Source organism: Nocardia sp. NPDC006044 (assembly GCF_042871115.1).
In the GTDB taxonomy this organism is placed as follows: domain Bacteria; phylum Actinomycetota; class Actinomycetes; order Mycobacteriales; family Mycobacteriaceae; genus Nocardia.
Genome location: NZ_JBIAID010000001.1, coordinates 1,333,359 through 1,349,466 on the forward strand (window position 1 = coordinate 1,333,359; position 16,108 = coordinate 1,349,466).

Genomic DNA, 16,108 nt, shown 5'->3' on the forward strand with positions numbered 1-16,108 from the left:
GGGTGGGGTGTGGGCGTGCGATTTCGGTGGCGGTCAGTGCGAGTGGGTGGTGAGGTAGTCGGGGCCGCCGACGTAGGTGGTGTGGCCGGAATCGGTTGGGCTGGTGGTGGCTTCGGCTACCGCGGTGGCGAATTCGGGGATGGTGGGCAGCGGGGCGGATTCGCGGCGGGCGGAGACGGCGGCGGGGTTCCGGCGTTCGAGGAGTTGGACGATGATGGTGCCGTCGATCATGTCGCCGGAGACGATGTGCAGCGTTACGCCGTGCGTGGCGAGGGTGGGGATCATGGTGCGGAGGGCGTCTTCACCCGCCCGTTTGCTGGCGGCGATGGGTTCGTAGTCGGCGGGTACCGGTTTGCGGCCGTGGAAGTGGGCCTGATGGCTGGTGACGAAGACGATGCGGGAGCCGGGCGGCATGTGCGGGACGGCGAGTTCGACCAGGCGAGTCTGGGCGTCCCGGTTGATCGACATGGCGTAATCGGGTGCGGCGTTGCGTTCGAGACCGCCGGAGGCGTTGAGCACGAGCACATCCAGGCGGCCGAACTGCTCGACAACGGTCTCGACGAGCGTGCGGGCGGAGGCCGCGTCGGAGATGTCCGCGCCCGCGGTCGAGGCGCTGCCGCCGGCGGCGCTGATCTCGTCGGCGATCGTCTTGGCGCGCTTGAGCTTTTCCCGATAGTTGATGATCACGTGGTCGCCGCGGGCGGCGAGAATGCGCGCGGTTTCGGCGCCGATGCCGCGGGAGGCACCCGTGATCAGAACGACTCGCTGTCCGGCTGGATGACCCACGTTTCCCTCTCGACGGCGGACCGTCGGCCCGGCGGATTGCTTCTAAATCAGAATCACTATGGTAGTTCTGAATGAGAAGTGCAAGCGGGACGAAGCCGTCCGACGATCCGGCGAACGTGCCGGTGCTGGCCGCGATGGAACTGCTGGGACAGCGCTGGACGCTGCGCGTGCTGTGGGAGCTGGCGCCCGGTCGGCTGGGGTTCCTGGAGCTGCGCCGGCGGATGGACAACTGCTCCTCCAGCATGCTTTCGGTGCGCTTGCAGCACCTGCAGGGCGCGGGCCTGATCGTGAAGAACGCGGACAAGTCCTATGAACTCACCAGTGCGGGAACAGAACTCGGCAGCGCGCTGGAAGGCGTGTGGGCTTGGTCGCGCCGGTGGGAAGCGTCGATCACCGAACCGGACGGCTGAGCGGGTTGACCTTCCGCCTACCTGAGACTTCATGATGGCCGGGTGGCAGATGACTTGATCACGATAGGCGTGCTGGCGCGAGCGAGTGGGCTCACGGCGAGTGCGCTGCGGTTCTACGACGACTGCGGATTGCTGACGCCCGCCCGGGTCGACCCGCTCACCGGGTATCGGTACTACACCGAGGGTCAGCGGGAACGCGCGCGGCTGATTCGCCGGCTGCGGGCGATCGAAATGCCGCTCGAGTCGATCTCGGAGATCTTGTCCGGGGATCTCGGACGGGCCGAGCGGATGCTGGATGCGCACGTCGGTGAGCTGAACCGGCGGGCGGTGGAGGCCGCGGTCGTGGCCGAGTCGATCAAGCGGACGCTCGCAATGGATGAGCGGATTGCGCTGCCGGCCAGGCTGCTGGCGGAGGCGTTCGAGCAGGTGCGGTCCGCTGCGGCGAACAGTCGCGAAATACCCGTTCTCGCAGGCATTCTGCTGGAAGCGACCGGGAATTCGCTGACCCTCACCGCCACTGACAGATACCGTCTGTCGACCCGGACCTTGGTGTCACGAGATCGGCAAGGAGACGATTGGACGCTGGTCGTAGACAGCGGACACCTTGCCCCGATCATCGACTGGCTTCGCGACATGGATGAAATCCACGCTGCCCCAACAGATCACGGTTTGCTGCTGACCGCCGCCGCCTCCGCCGCCGACGACGCCTTCGCTGGTGTTGGCTCCGGTGCTGCCGCTGCTGACGCTGAAGCTCCTGGCGGTGCTGTTGCCGACGCGGACGCCGCTGCCGACGGTGCCGCCGCCGCTGCTGACGCTGAAGCTCCTGGCGGTGCTGCTGCCGCTGCTGACTCTCCTGCTTTGGACAGTCCCGCCGCTCCTGCTGCTGCGGTCGCCGCCGTTGCTGACGCCACCGCTGCTACTGCTGCTGCAGCTGACGCCGTTACTGGCGCTGGCTCTGCGGTTGGCGCTGGTGGTGGCGTCGGTGGTGAGCGGCGTTGCCTGGTGATCGATGAGTCGTTTCCGGATTATCGAGCGGTGTTGTCGGGGCTGGGGCCGGTTCGGACCCGGGTGCTGACAGCGCGTATGCCGTTGCTCGCACTTCTCGAAAGGGGCTGCTCCACAGTGCGATTCGAGGTCGGTGCGACCGGAATCGCGGTGTCCGGTAAGCGCCTTCCGGCTACGGTCACCGGCTGCGCCATCGATCTCTTCTTCGAAGTCGCCACCCTGCTGCCCGCGATAGACACCGCAGTGGGCCCGGATCTCATGTTCGACATCGCCGCCGCCGACCGCCCCGTCGTCATCCGCTCGGCCACCGACGGCGACCTCACCACCCTGGCCATGCCGACCTGGCAGCCGACCAACGGATAGGACTCGACACCATGACAGACGACACCATGACCGCCATCACCCGCGCCGTGGCCCTCGGGCACGAAGGTCAACCCGACGCCGCTCGCGAGTCCCTGCGCTCCCTGTGGAATTCCATTGGCCCACAGGGTGATCCACTGCACCGCTGCACCCTCGCGCACTACCTCGCCGACCTGCACGACGATGCCGCCGAAGCCCTCGCCTGGGACATCCGTGCCCTCGACGCCGCCGACGCCTTGACCAACGCCCGTGCCCAGGAATTCGATCCCTCCCTAGACGTCCGAGGCTTCTACCCGTCCCTCCACCTCAACCTCGCCGACAACTACCGCAGACTCAGCTCCTTCCCCGCCGCCCAGCGCGAACTCGCGGCCGCCCGAGCCAAACTCCACACCCTCCCCGAATCCCCTTACGGCACAATGATTCGCACCGCGGTAGACGAAGTCGAAGCAGCAATCCAAGCCGAAGACACCACCCCCCGCCCCTCCGCCCCAACCGGCCGGGCATAGCGCCGACCAAGACCCAGCAGCGCCGAACGCAAAGGTGCTGCACCAATGTCCCCTCGCCAGCTCGCCCCCGATTGCTCGTCGCCGAACTCGGCCAGACTCCGGGTCGCTTCGTCCGCCGATCCCGCACGGAGCCGCGGCTCAGCTGCTGGCGGGCACCGATCGGAAGGAAGCGGCTGTGCTGCATTGCGAGAGCGGCCTGCGCCAGCAGAATCGAGTCGAGTCAAAAGGTCGCGAGTTGATCTTCGGAAACGACCATTTGACTCGACTCGACAGGTCACAGCGCCGCGCCCTCGGTCGGCACGCACTTGCTGTGTTGCGGGCCGAACGATCGTTGAATAAGCCGAGCCGGCGGATGCTTGCTTGCTGGATACCGGGCGGTCAATGCCCGGCGACCGTCACCCACACATTCGCCGCACCCCCGCACGCATCAGGCGAGGTTTGCCCGACTCGTCCGAGATCGGTTGGGTCGGCGGGTGCGATGGGCATAGCCGCAGGTGATTACTTCCGAGTGGCAGATTAAGGTGTGGTCACTCCAGGTTTGCCGTGGCGGATTTCCGGGGCGGCGTCCTGGTGGGGAGGTGGCTGACCAGCGTGTGTCGGACGAACGGAAGTGGGTGAAATCGAAGTGAAGGGGGGAAGTCTCGTTCACGCTATCGATGTGTGCCAGGTGCGGTTTGTGCTGCGGCAACGGCGCGGGTTTCGTCACCACCCGAGGGGCGGGGCGTGTCGGCGCACGGCCGGGTGGGAGCGCCGCGATGAGTTATGACCGGAGGCTGCCCGGGAAGGACCTGCTGTTGGCCGCCTTCCGCGGCTTCCCGCATGCCGACCATCCGATGCTGGAGGCGGCGGGCGAACTGGCTCAGCTGCACCTCGCGCGCGAACGTACCCCGGCGGTCGAGGCGGTGAAGATCGATCGCCGCCGCACGCAACTGGTGCGAACCATCGATCGCTGGGTCACGCTGGCCACGCCGGTCCCGGAGATCGCGGCGCCCGAACACACCGAAACCGTCGGCCGGCTGGTGGACCGGCTGGCGGGCATGACCGCGCAGGCGTTCGCCGGCCTCGCCTTCGCCCCGGAGGCGGTCTTCTACGACGCTTGGGTGCAGATCGAGGAGATGGCCGACGGCTACCAGGACCTGATCGACGACCTGCGCAACGGCATCCGCCGATTACCCGACGACCCGTACGACCACTGGTGACCTACTTGCGCCCGAACAGCCGGAACGATCGGCTCCGGCGCCGCGGCAACGTGGCGTAAACCATGGTCATATCGGCGAACACCTCCGCCTCCCGCTCCCGCTCGACCCCGAATTCGCTGCGCCCGAGCACATGCTCGACCGACTGCGGCGAAATCGACGGCAGCATCAGCGTCAACGCGGGCGGCACCGGCGCGCGGCGATCCGACTCCTCGGTGCCGTGCCCGAGCAGCATGTGTCCCACCTCGTGCAGGATGATGTGATCGGCATTGCGATCGGTCGCGTCCGCGTCATAGATGACGAGGTCGTCATGTCTGCGTGCGACCCACAAACCGCCTCCGCCACAACCGATCTCGTTCAGCAGTGCCCTGGGCGCGGTGTGCAGGCTGATGGAGCGGCCACGATGCGCGGCGACGGCGGCGAGGTAGGCGGTGAGGTTCCACGGGTTGGGGAGGGGCACGGTCCGGGTCGCGTCACCGAAACGAGCTTCCATGCTGGTCATCCCGGCACACATTACTCACAGGGTCGGCACTAGTCACCTAGTGATCCGGACGAACCCGGCGTGAGTTGGTGCACTGTCCAGGAACAAGATCCGCTATTCGGCCGGCGGTTCAGCCGCGGCGGGCTCGGCGTGCAGGTACCGGATCAGCAGCTGGTTCACCGCCCACAGCACGACGCCGATCGCGAGCAGGATTCCCGCGATCGTGTACTGCTGCGGATTCCGATCGGTCCACGGCGTCACCAGGAATCCGCAGCTCAACGCGCCGATTACCGGCAGCGCGGTCGGCGTGCGGAAGTGCTCGTGCGTCACCCGATCTCGGCGCAAGACCAGCACGGTGACATTCACGATGGTGAACACGGCGAGCAGCAACAGCGCCGTGGTGCCGCCGAGTTCGGGCACCTCGCTGACGAACGCGATCAGCGCCAGCGCGAGCAACGTGGTGAACAGGATCGCGATGTAGGGCGTGCGCCGACCGGAATGGACCCGCCCGAGTGCCCGCGGCAACACGCCCTGCCTGGCCATGCCGTAGAGCAGTCGACTCGCCATCAACATGTTGATCAGCGCGGTGTTGGCGACGGCGATCATGCTGATGTACGCGAAGATATGCGTCGGAAACGACGGCCAGCCCACCCGCACCACCTGCAACAGTGGCGTGTCGCCCTGGCTGAGCTCGGACACCGGTACCAGCGCGACCGCGGTGATCGACACCAGCACATAGACGACTACGGTGACGGTCAGCCCGGCCAGCAGCACCTTCGGGAAGATCCGGCTGGGCTGCTTGCACTCCTCCGCCATATTCACCGAGTCCTCGAAGCCGACCATCGCGTAGAACGCCAGCGTGGTCGCGGCGATGACGCCGCCGACGGCGGTCCGGTCGCCGGTGTCGAAGTCGGTGACCCGGCTGAAATCGCCGTCGCCCGCGCCGAGCGCCCAGCAGCCGATCCCGATGACGATCAGCAGACCGGTCAGCTCGACACAGGTGAGCAGCACGTTCAGCTTGACGCCCTCGCTCACCCCGCGCAGATTGATCACCGCGATCACCGCCATGAAGGCCAGCGCGATCACCGTGACCACCACGCCGGTGCCGATATCCAGGTCGAACGCCTCGGCGAAGTTGGCCGCGAACGCTCGGGAAGCCGTCGAGGCGGAGGTGATCCCGGAGCACATCACCGCGAACGCGACCATGAACGTGAGGAACTGGATCCCGAACGCCTTGTGCGTATAGAGCGCGGCCCCAGCGGCATTCGGATACTTGGTGACCAGCTCCAGGTAACTCATCGCGGTGACCAGCGCGACCAGGAAGGACACCACGAACGGCACCCACACCGCGCCGCCCACCTCGTGCGCCACCTTCCCGGTGAGCGCGTACACCGAGGAGCCGAGGATGTCGCCGATGATGAACAGCAACAACAGCCACGGGCCCATCACCCGCTTCAGCTCCGGTTCCGCTTCTCGCTGTGTGGTGACGCCGGCCACGCGGTCCCTCCCCGATGTTTCGCAACAGATGGATGAAGTACCCGAATCGTCCGAAATTAGTCGACCGGCGTGCCTGCACGGGGCAAATTCGCCGGCCGGTGAACCGAATCGCGCGCTATTTCGGTATTTCCCAGGACAGCCGCCCACGACATGCGGGCAACCGCCGGTTCCCGGCAAACCGGCGGAGATATCCGCAGGATGAGAGCGTGCAGATGAGCCTGCTGACGGTGCCGTCGCGGCCGCGGATCGGGGCGGTCGCCCAGTGGTGGGTGCTGACCTGCCGCCTGATCCGGCCGTCTTGGCGCAACGGCGAACTGGTGACCGCGGTGGTCGCGCCGACCGTGTTCACCCTCGGGTTCTACGTGCCGTTGAACCTGGTCATGAGCGTGTACGGGCACGGACTCAGCAGTTACGCGCAGTTCCTGATGCCGATGATCGTGATGCAGGCGGTGGCGTTCTGCGCCACCTCGGCCGCGTTCCGGGCGGCCAGCGACGCCAAGGACGGACTCACTGTCCGATTCGGCTCCATGCCGATGCCCGCGGCGGCGCCGCTGGCGGCCCGGATCACCGCGGCCATGTATCGCGCGGTGGTCTCGTTGGCGGTCGCGCTGGTCTGCGGCCGGGTGATCGGGGTCAGGTTCTACGGAACATTCTGGGAGACAGCGGGATTCATCGGATTCGCGGTGCTGGTGGCGTTGGCGCTGTGCGTGGGTGCGGACCTGATCGGCAGCCTGGCGAAGAGCCCGGAGGCGATCACCCAGGTGCTCATCTTTCCGCAGTTGATCCTCGGCCTGGTGTCCACCGGTCTTGCGCCCGCGCGTCAATTCCCCTCGTGGCTGCAGGGTTTCGCGCGCAATCAGCCGGTATCGCAGTTCGTGTACGGAATGCGCGCGCTGGCCGGTGATCCGAGCGGGAACGCGGGCGTCGTCGGCTGGCCGGTGCTCGGGCCCGGCCTGGCTTGGGCGCTCGGGATCCTCGTGGTGTTCGGCGCGCTGGGCGTGGTGGTGGCTGTGCGGAGGTCGGCATGACCCCGACCGGCCGCGCCGCGAACCTTCCTTCGGTGCACGGGCAGACCGAGACCTGGCGGCGGCTGCTGCCGCAGACCGTCATTCAGACGCGTCGACTGCTACTACGCTGGTGGCGTGACCCGTTGACGATGGTGCAGTCGCTGATCTTCCCGGCGTTGCTGCTGATCGTATTGAATACCGTTCTCGGCAAGCAGATTTCGACGTTCTCCGGGGCGAGTGCGTTGTACGGGTCGGTGCCGATGGTGGCGCTGGTCGGGGTGATGTCGGGGTCGCTGGCCGGCGCGATCACGCTCGGCCGGGAACGCGACCAGGGTCTGCTGGCCCGGTTGTGGGTGCTGCCGGTGCATCGCGCGTCCGGACTGGCCTCGCGCATACTCGCCGAAGGGGTGCGGATACTGCTGTGCACCATGGTGTTGTTCGCGGTGGGCATGGTGCTCGGGTTCCGGTTCGAACAAGGGGTGCTCGCCGGGATCGCATTGTTCGCAGTGCCGCTGCTGTACGGGCTCGGGTTCGCGACGCTGGTCACCGCGGTAGCCGTCTTCAGCGCGAAAACTGCGCTCGTGGAGGCGGTTTCGCTCGGTTCGTCGATCATGATGTTCTTCAGCACCGGGTTCGTGCCGTTGACCGCGTATCCGGCCTGGGCGAAACCGATTGTCGCGCACCAGCCGATGACCTATGCGATCGATGCCATGCGCGGATTGTCGCTCGGCGGGGCGGTTCGCGCTCCGCTGCTGGCGACCGTGACCTGGTCGGTCGGTGCGATCGTGGTGTTCGCCGTGCCGGCCGCCGTCGGATACCGCAGGGCCAGCCGGACTTAGCGGCCCATCCGGGCGGCGGCGTCCATGATCATCTCCGCGGAATCGCGCGGGCTCAGGGCCATCGCGCGCAGCTGGTCGAAAATGACGCCGAAGCGGCGTATTTCGGGATGCCCCTCGATGAGCTCGTCGCCCGCGATGCCCTCCACGTACACCAGCTCCGGATCGGCCGGATCGTGGAAGTCCAGCAGGGTGAACGACCCCGCCATTCCGGGGTGCGCGCCCGCTTCGAACGGGAGAATCTGCAGGATCACGTTCTTGCGCTTGGTTTCCTGCAGCAGGCGATCCAGCTGGCCGTGCATGACCGCGGGCCCGCCGACGGTGCGCCGAATGGCCGCCTCGTCCATCACCACCCACAGTTCGAGCGGTTCTTCCTTGGTCAGATTCGCGGCGCGGTCCATCCGGGCGCGCGCCCGATCCTCCATGATCGCCGCCTCGACCTTCGGCATCGACGTATCGATCACCGCCGTCGCGTACTCCATCGTCTGTAAAAGCCCTGGGATGGTGGAGGTTTGATAGTGCCGCGCGGACAACGCCTCGGACTCGAAGTTGATGTACGCCGCGTACACCTCCGAAACGCTGCCCTCGTACGCCCGCGACATGCCCGGCTTCAGCGCGTCCGACAGCAGCTCCATCGCGTCCTCGCGCTGCTCCTCGGTGACGCCGTAGAGGTCGAGCATCGCCTGCAGGGTGCGCCGCTGCGGCCGCGCCTGCGCCGTCTCGATCCGGTACAACGTGGTCACGTTGATCCCGGTCTGCGCGCTCACCTCTTCCTTGCTGAGTTCGGCGTGCTCACGCATTTCGTGCAGCATCGCGGCCAGCCGGCGCAAGCGCACGGTCAGGACGGTGCGCTTGCCTGCCATGACCACATCCCTTCGGTCCCGCCTGCGCCGACAGCGCGCGTTCGTAGGACGAAAGAGTACCGCTTCCTATCCTGGTGAGGTCCAAGGTTTCCGGTTCCCGACTCGGCAGATTCCCGAAGTCGCCGAGCATCCGGGGCGTAGTCGGCGCCCCGGTGGGCAGCAGGGACCGAAAGCGGGGACGGGTCGGATTCCGTCCGGCGATCCGGTCAGCCGCGCTTGTGCCGGAAGGCGTCGAGACCGTTGCGGCCGAGCATCGAGACGGTGGTTTTCCACCAGGGGCGGTCGGGGTCGGGGTCCGCGCCCGCGCCGAGGCGGTGCAGTTGGTCGGTGTGCCATTGCAGGTCGAGGGCGCCGTCCAGGGAGCGGAGGCTGGTGACGGCGGACAGCGGGCCGCGCAGGCCCATGGCGATGCCCGCGCTGCGCAGGCGTTCGTCGCGGCCGGTGAGCACCGCGTCGGCGGCGTCGGGGGTGAGACAGGTGGGGCGGCCGATGCCGACCACGTCGCAGTCGCCGGAGCCGACGGCCTCGGCCATGGCGGAGCGGGAACGAAAGCCGCCGGTGACTGCGAGCGGCAGGTCGCCGGCCGCGGCGCGGACGGTGCGCGCGTAGTCGAGGAAGTAGGCCTCGCGGGCGCGGGTGCTGGCCGCCGGCGCGTCCTTGCGGCCCATCATGGCGGGGGATTCGTAACTGCCGCCGCTGATTTCGATCAGGTCGAGGCCCTCGGTGGCGAGTCGTTCGACGACCGCGCGGGACTCGTCCTCGGTGAACCCGCCGCGCTGGAAGTCGGCGGAGTTGAGCTTGATCGCCACGGCGAAGCCCGGGGCGACCGCGGCGCGAATCCGCCGGACCACCTCCACCGCGAAGCGCATGCGCCGCTCGGGAGTACCGCCCCAGCGATCGGTGCGCTGATTGGCCAGCGGCGAAAGAAATTGCGACACAAGGTATCCGTGCGCGCCGTGCACCTGCACGCCGTCGAATCCGGCGATCTCGGCGATCCGCGCGGTGGCGGCGTAGCGGTCGACGACGGCCTCGATCTCGGCGTCGGTGAGCGCCCGCGGGGTCGGCATGCCGGGGATCTTCGGCGCGATCGCCGACGGCGCGACCGGACGGGTCCGGGTGGCCAGCGGATTGGCTTGCCGGCCGGGATGATTGATCTGCATCCAGATCGGCGCACCGCCGTCATGGGTGGCCTTGGCCCAGGCGGTCAGCGCGTCGAGGTCGCGCTCGTCGTCGACCACGACATTGCCCGGCTCGCCGAGGTGACCGCGGTCGACCATCACGTTTCCGGTGACCACCAGGCCGTAACCGCCCGCGCCCCAGCGCGTGTAGAGCCGGGTCAGCCGCTGGTCGGGGGCGTTGGCCGGGGTGCCGAGGCCTTCGCTCAAGGCCGACTTCATCAGCCGGTTCGGCAGGACCTGGCCGCACGGCAGCGGGAGTGCGTCGGCGAGCGTTGTCATCGGTGAGTCCTTTTGTCGCGCAATGTATTCGGGGCGGGCACGGCAACCGCGGGCATTCGGCCGGACGCGGGGCGATCAACGGCGCATTTCTGTTACGGCGGGTCACGCGTGCTCTCACGGTAGTAGAATGATCGGTCTATCGCAAGGAGGGAATGGGTAAGCTGCGACTATGACGATGCGGCCCCGTGAACGGCTCATCATGGGCGCGATCGACCTGATCCGGCGCCACGGCGTCGCGGGCACCGGAATGACCGAACTGCTCGCGCACAGCAACACCGCCCGCCGGTCGATCTATCAGAACTTCCCGCGCGGCAAACAGCAGCTGATCGAGGAGGCGACCCGGACGGCGGGCCAGGTGCTGGCCGCGACCATCACCGCCACCGAAGAAGATGGCAGTTCGGCGGCGCGGCTCGCCGGCTTTGTCCGGATGTGGAAGGACACGCTGGTCGCCGCCGATTTCACCGCGGGGTGCCCGGTGGTCGCGGCCGCGCTGGCCGGCTCGGAAGTGCCTGCGGCCCCGGCCATTGCCGCCGAAGCGTTCGCCGAATGGGAAGCGCTGATCGCCGCGCAGCTGACCAGCGAGGGGCTCACGGCCGAGGTGGCGGAATCGCTGGCGACCACGACGGTGGCCGCGATCGAAGGCGCCGTCGTCATGTCCATTGCCACCCGCTCGGTCACCCCGCTCGACCGGGCCGCGGAGCAGCTCGGCTATCTGCTGCGCTGCCGGACGTCCGAACTCGGGTAGTCGCCAACGTTTTCCGGATCGGAAACCTGCCGAAACCTGGAGTTCGACTCGCGCAGGTAGGTTCACGCGGTATGACTGGGGCGGGATCGACCTCGAAACGGTTCGTGCGCGTGCTCGCCGTGCTGGTGGCGGTCTCGGCGCTGGTCTTCGGATGGTCGGCGGAACAGCAGTCGCCGCGCCCGGCGCACGCGGACTCGGTCACGCTGGTCAGCGCCGCGATCCCGCAACGCGCCTGGGACACCCTCGCCCGGATCGATGCGGGCACCTGGCCGCCGAACGACGGGTCCGGCACCAAAGGCGGTGGCACCTGGTCGAATCGAGAGGGGACGCTGCCCAGCACGGATTCGGCGGGACGCCGGATCGCCTATCAGGAGTGGGACGTCAATATCAAGAAGCCGGGCCAGAGTCGCGATGCCGAACGCATCGTCACCGGAAATGACAAGTCCGCCTGGTACACCGGCGATCACTACGCCACATTCACCCGCATGCGCTGACCGGGAACAACCAGGTTCGGACGCGGTTCGCAACCGGCCTTGACACGTTTCGCGGCGGATATCGCGATCCGTGATGTCGATGAGCAACCGTCCGGCATCCTTCTCGACGCGGGCTGATCCACCATCGAGACACACTGTCCCCAAGTCTGATTCCGGTAGCGGGGGAAAACTCGCGCATCGCCCGAGGTCGCCGACGACGCCCCTGCTCGAGCGGTGTCGAAGCGGTTGTCCGGTGCCGAAACCGGGTGCCTGAAACGACGCGAACAGACGAGATGCAGCAATGCAGACGCACTCTTGCGTTCTTGCATCAGTAAGTGCATGATCCAGCTAGCCTAGTTGTGAACAACCGATCCGATGACCGGGATAACCGAATCGAGAGCCAATTATGTTGGTACAAAGCGTGTTGGTGTCGGGCGAACTCGGTGCGCAGTCATGAGCGCGCCGACAGTGGGGGTACTGCCGACAGCTCCGCAATTACTGTGTGCATTCCAGGGCCGCCGTTTTCAAGATCGAGAAATGCTGCGCTCCGCCCATGCGCTCGCCGAACTGCATGCGCGCAGGCAGCAGGTGCGCGACTCCGCGCTGATCGTCGAAATCGACTGCCGCCGAAGTGAACTCGTCGACGACATCAACGATTGGATCGGCAAGGAGATCCCGCAGCACCGCAACGGCGCCTCGCTGCACACGGAAAGCCTGGGGGCGGTGGTAGACCGGATGGCACGCAGCTGGGTGGATGCGAATCAGGTCATCGACGTCGAGGGCGCGCGCAGTGACAATACCCATAAACATTGGTACCACCTGGCAGAACTTGTCGATGGGTACACTGATTTGGTAACCGACGTGGCCGGTGGCCGCCGCCGTTTGCCAGAGCAGTGATCATTCCCGATCGACGAATCGACAACCACGAGAGTGACACTGCCCCGACAGCGTCGCTTGCTCGAAGGCGATGTCCCAGGGTGGTCATCCGACCAGTGACCCCCGCGGACGATAAGTCGCCTGCCCAGTGACGGCGGGCGCAACGGGGCGCCCCGCCCGGCGTGCCGCGTGGTCGACTGGCGCGGCACGCCCGCTGAGAATTCGCCGCGCCGCATCGGTGCCACCCTCATTCGGCCACGGTGAAGATCTCGTGTGCCGCCACCCGGACATTGCTCTGCCCGTGCGTACGCATTCGGGCGAGTAGTTCCACCCAGGTCGGCGTCCAGCCGAAATGATTGCCGCACTGCGCGATCAAGGCCAGCGCGGCCAGCGCGGTGGCACTGTCCACATCGGTGGACAGGTCCCGCGCGACCGTCGTCATGGTGTCGGCGTCGACCATCTGCCCGGTCCGGGCCAGCCGCGTCCGCAACTGCTCGGCGGGATACACCACCATCGCACCGCGGGCCAGACCACACGCCTGCTGGATCGCCCGCGCGCTCGACACCGGATCGGCCCAACGGATCTGGGCGAGCAGCAGATCGATGGCAAATCGCCGCCACTGCGTCTCGCCGGAGAGGCGCTCGGCGACCGTGACCGCCGTCGCCCGTGCCGATTCCGATCGCCCGGCCGCCTGCCCGAGACTTTCGAGCAGCGTCGAAAGCCGTTGCCGGGCCGGCAGATCGCGACCGGGAATGACGATGTCCTCGGCGGCCAGCAGCCGATCCACCGCGGCAGGCACCTCCGCCCGGAACGCGCCGCCGACCAGCACCCGCGCGGCCTGCCGCCACAACCCGGCCTCGCCGAGATCGGCGAGCCTGCGCACCAGCATGTCTCCGGTGTCGGCGGGCGCCCAGCGCTGCCAGGCGCTGAGTACCCGCATCGCCTCGGTGGCCAGCTGGACATCGGTCCCGCCCGCCATCTCCCGCACCAGCTCGGCCATCCGGCGGCGCTGCGGAATCGGCAGCAGCGCGGGCGCGAGACTCAGCGCCTCGCCGGCCACCGCCGGGTCCTGGGACGCGTCGGCGAGGATCTGCCAGGCCTCGTCGTGGTCGAGCAGCCAGCGACAGGCGAAGACGACCGCGCGTTTGACGTCACGATGCTGATTCGGCCGGTCCCAGATCGCCCGGATCGTCGCCAGCGCCTGCGGTACCTGCAACGCGGCGAGCAGCCGCACCCCCTCCTTCAGCGAGGTGATCTTCGGCGAGTCCAGCAGCGGGGTGAGCGCGGCCGCGAGCCGATCCGGCGGGATGCTCCGGGCACGGGAAGCGATGCCGCTCACCGCGACTCGCGCGCGATCGGAATCCACGTAGCGGCCGAGCACCCCGATCGCGGCCTCGGCCTCGTCGCTGCGGCCGAGCGCGGTGAGCGCCGCCTCGGCCACCGTGAGCTCGGGATGATCGGTGTACCCGACCAGGCGCGCGAAGCTGCCGGGCAGGCGGCCCAAACGCCGCACCGCCCAGGACTTCTCCCACGGCGAGGCGTCCTTCGACCGGATCAGGCCGGTGAGTGCCCGCGCGTACAGCTCGATCTGGCGCGGTGTCCATCCGTCGAAGCCGGCCGAGAACTCCGGCACCAGGCGCACTTTCGGCGCGATGAACCGGCCGGGGGTCGCGCCGCTGAGCACCTGGTCGAGCAGATCCGTTCGGCGCGTGGCGATCACGTGCTGCACCCGGGGTAGCGAGATCATCGAGCGGTCCCGGCTCAACAGGACGGCCAGGTGCTCGTCGCGGGTGATCGGGTTGGCCAGCACCAGGTCCACCGCGTTATGGATCACCGAATCGTTGCGCGCACCGCAGGCGCGCAGCAGCAACTGCTGCAAGGCGCCGACCTTCCAGGCGCGTTTGTGCAGGCCGTTGGCCAGGGCGAGGGTCAGGGTCCACTCGTCGCGCATCGCGTCGCCGTCCAGCCGGCGATGCAGTGCCGCGAACAGCCGATGTTCCGCGCCGCGGGGCAGGTTGCGGTCCAGGTCCCGCAGCGGGATCGAACTGGCATGCGCCGCAAGGCTTTCGATCAACCGCAGCGCCGACTCCGTGCAGGCCGGATCGTCGGCGCGGGCGCCGTGCACGAGCAGGGTGCGGGCCAGCGTGCCGACCGCGCCGGTGGTCATGGCCGAACGGTCGCGGGCTTGCAGCGCGTCGGTGGCCAGGATTTCCAGCGCGGGCAGATGGGCGGGGCGCAGCAGGGTCGGCGGTATCTCGGTGATCGCCTGTAATGCGGTGCGCCGCACCGGATCCTGCTCGTTGCGCAGGCGGCGCAGGGATTCGAGCAGCGCGCCGACCACCTCAGGATCGCGGCTGCCGATCGCCGCGACCACCAGCAGCGGATACGCCTCGATGCGCTCGTCGGCGGTCGGCCGGCGGATGCTTTCGTGCAGGACCGGCTCGGCCTCCTCCCAGGAGAGCCGGGCGATCAGCCGTTCCCGCGCCCGCCGATCATCGGATCCGCCTTGGCGCGCGAGCAATTCGCGCGCGAGCGTCGCTCGATCGGTCCGGGGCAGGCGGTCGAGCGCGTCCAGATCGACCAGCGCGGCGTCGACGCCGGGGCGGATGAACACCTGCCGCACGAGCTCGGTGCGCCGGCTCGGCGGCAGCGAGTGCAGGAATTGCCGCCGGTGATAGCTGGAATACGCGGCGCACACGGCGATCAGCCGATCGTCGGCGAGTGCGCGCAGTGCGGTGAACACCGCGCGTCCGGCGAGGCAGTTGCCGCGGCCGCTGGGATGCAGGATCAGCTCGACGACGGCCTCGGGATCGTGCCGAGTCAGCTTGCCCGCGATCGCATCCAGGCCGTAGATCTGGTGGTGCGCCACTGCCTGCGCGGCGAGTGCGAGCAGGCGGTCGGGGGCGTGCAGCGCGAATGTGGCTGATCCGGCGGCGATGCGCGGCCAGAGCTCGGGCCAGTCCGGCTCGCCCGCCTGGGCGGCGAGGTCGGTCAGATATGCGAGCACCGCGTCGGCGTGCCTGCGGGCCAATGTCTGCCAGTTCGGCGCCGCGTACGCGAACTCGGGCAGGTACTCGGTGACCAGTCGCGTCGAGCAATACGGGAGGATTCGCGCCGCCTCGGCGTCGCCGAACAGTCGCCGCACCTCGGGGAGCAGGGCGTCGGCCAGACCCGGGTCGTGCGCGCGGCGCCCGACCGCGCGATACAGCACGCGCCGCGTCCGGTGTGCCATCCGCGGCAGCCGCTCGACCAGCGTCCGGGGTTCGACACCGAGCCGGACCAGCGCGACGACCGCTCGCGAGACGAACTCCTGTCCGGCCGAATCCAGTTGGCCGACAAGGTGATCGCGGTCGGCGGCGATCGCGGCCAGATGAATCGAGAGGACCCGCTCGTAGCGCCCGCGCCCGGCCAGATCGGCCAGCAGCGCGCTGAGTTCACCCGTACCGGCCAACCGCAACGCGACCGTCGCGATCGCCCGCCGCCGCTGCGGCGCGGACAACGGCTCGATGTCCTTCACTAGCTTCGTCGCCGGTGATGCCATTGTTCGACCGCCAACCTTCCCTCTGAAGCGGAGGAATCCCCCGTGGTCGTTGTGAGGATATGTCGCGCA

The 16,108-nt window shown here is 68.1% G+C and carries 15 protein-coding genes; 9 read left to right on the forward strand and 6 right to left on the reverse strand.

All coding sequences use genetic code 11. The features are described from left to right. Positions 1-33: 33 nt before the first annotated feature. Positions 34-786, reverse strand: a complete 753-nt coding sequence (locus tag ACFYO1_RS06260; RefSeq protein WP_387227712.1) for an SDR family oxidoreductase — start codon at positions 784-786, stop codon at positions 34-36. A gap of 71 nt (positions 787-857) precedes the next feature. Between ACFYO1_RS06260 and ACFYO1_RS06265 the strand changes: the two genes are divergently transcribed. The 4 genes from ACFYO1_RS06265 (at position 858) to ACFYO1_RS06280 (ending at position 4,266) form a co-directional block, all read left to right on the forward strand. Then, positions 858-1,196 (forward strand): winged helix-turn-helix transcriptional regulator, encoded by a 339-nt coding sequence (locus tag ACFYO1_RS06265; RefSeq protein ID WP_387227714.1) that lies wholly within the window; start codon positions 858-860, stop codon positions 1,194-1,196. A gap of 69 nt (positions 1,197-1,265) precedes the next feature. Then, positions 1,266-2,564, forward strand: coding sequence for a MerR family transcriptional regulator (locus tag ACFYO1_RS06270; protein WP_387231713.1), 1,299 nt, complete (start codon positions 1,266-1,268; stop codon positions 2,562-2,564). A gap of 11 nt (positions 2,565-2,575) precedes the next feature. Beyond that, on the forward strand, positions 2,576-3,067 hold the full coding sequence (locus ACFYO1_RS06275; RefSeq protein WP_387227716.1) for a hypothetical protein: 492 nt from the start codon (positions 2,576-2,578) through the stop codon (positions 3,065-3,067). Between the two features lie 755 nt (positions 3,068-3,822). Next, positions 3,823-4,266, forward strand: a complete 444-nt coding sequence (locus tag ACFYO1_RS06280; protein ID WP_387227718.1) for a DUF4254 domain-containing protein — start codon at positions 3,823-3,825, stop codon at positions 4,264-4,266. Position 4,267: 1 nt separating this feature from the next. Here ACFYO1_RS06280 and ACFYO1_RS06285 read toward each other — a convergent pair whose 3' ends face one another. Further along, the gene (locus tag ACFYO1_RS06285; protein WP_387227720.1) at positions 4,268-4,765 is read right to left on the reverse strand and encodes a hypothetical protein; all 498 of its coding nucleotides are present in this window, start codon (positions 4,763-4,765) and stop codon (positions 4,268-4,270) included. A 93-nt stretch (positions 4,766-4,858) separates the two neighbouring features. Continuing rightward, positions 4,859-6,190, reverse strand: a complete 1,332-nt coding sequence (locus tag ACFYO1_RS06290; RefSeq protein WP_387231715.1) for an APC family permease — start codon at positions 6,188-6,190, stop codon at positions 4,859-4,861. A gap of 263 nt (positions 6,191-6,453) precedes the next feature. Here ACFYO1_RS06290 and ACFYO1_RS06295 point away from each other — a divergent pair, with 263 nt between their 5' ends. After that, a complete protein-coding gene (locus ACFYO1_RS06295; protein ID WP_387227723.1) occupies positions 6,454-7,269 on the forward strand; it encodes an ABC transporter permease in 816 nt (271 codons plus the stop codon). Then, entirely contained in the window at positions 7,266-8,087 is an 822-nt protein-coding gene (locus ACFYO1_RS06300) for an ABC transporter permease (protein WP_387227726.1), read from the forward strand. Before ACFYO1_RS06295 ends, ACFYO1_RS06300 begins: the two co-directional genes overlap by 4 nt. Here the strand turns inward: ACFYO1_RS06300 and ACFYO1_RS06305 are convergent. Continuing rightward, positions 8,084-8,947: a helix-turn-helix domain-containing protein gene (locus ACFYO1_RS06305; protein ID WP_387227728.1), complete on the reverse strand. Its 864-nt coding sequence runs from the start codon at positions 8,945-8,947 to the stop codon at positions 8,084-8,086. The two genes, ACFYO1_RS06300 and ACFYO1_RS06305, sit on opposite strands and share 4 nt — an antisense overlap. Positions 8,948-9,153: 206 nt before the next feature. Beyond that, positions 9,154-10,404 (reverse strand): NADH:flavin oxidoreductase/NADH oxidase family protein, encoded by a 1,251-nt coding sequence (locus tag ACFYO1_RS06310; RefSeq protein ID WP_387227730.1) that lies wholly within the window; start codon positions 10,402-10,404, stop codon positions 9,154-9,156. Positions 10,405-10,573: 169 nt separating this feature from the next. Between ACFYO1_RS06310 and ACFYO1_RS06315 the strand changes: the two genes are divergently transcribed. The 3 genes from ACFYO1_RS06315 to ACFYO1_RS06325 all read left to right on the forward strand — a co-directional run bounded on the left by ACFYO1_RS06315 (position 10,574) and on the right by ACFYO1_RS06325 (position 12,519). After that, positions 10,574-11,149: a TetR/AcrR family transcriptional regulator gene (locus ACFYO1_RS06315; RefSeq protein ID WP_387227732.1), complete on the forward strand. Its 576-nt coding sequence runs from the start codon at positions 10,574-10,576 to the stop codon at positions 11,147-11,149. Between the two features lie 71 nt (positions 11,150-11,220). Then, positions 11,221-11,643 carry a ribonuclease domain-containing protein gene (locus ACFYO1_RS06320; protein ID WP_387227735.1) on the forward strand — a complete coding sequence of 141 codons (423 nt, stop codon included), beginning with the start codon at positions 11,221-11,223 and terminating at the stop codon, positions 11,641-11,643. Positions 11,644-12,159: 516 nt separating this feature from the next. Next, complete coding sequence (locus ACFYO1_RS06325; RefSeq protein ID WP_150405685.1) at positions 12,160-12,519, forward strand: DUF4254 domain-containing protein; 360 nt, start codon at positions 12,160-12,162, stop codon at positions 12,517-12,519. 226 nt (positions 12,520-12,745) lie between these two features. On the opposite strand, the gene ACFYO1_RS06330 is transcribed toward ACFYO1_RS06325, so the two are convergent. Beyond that, positions 12,746-16,039 carry a hypothetical protein gene (locus ACFYO1_RS06330; RefSeq protein ID WP_387227737.1) on the reverse strand — a complete coding sequence of 1,098 codons (3,294 nt, stop codon included), beginning with the start codon at positions 16,037-16,039 and terminating at the stop codon, positions 12,746-12,748. Positions 16,040-16,108 lie beyond the last annotated feature (69 nt).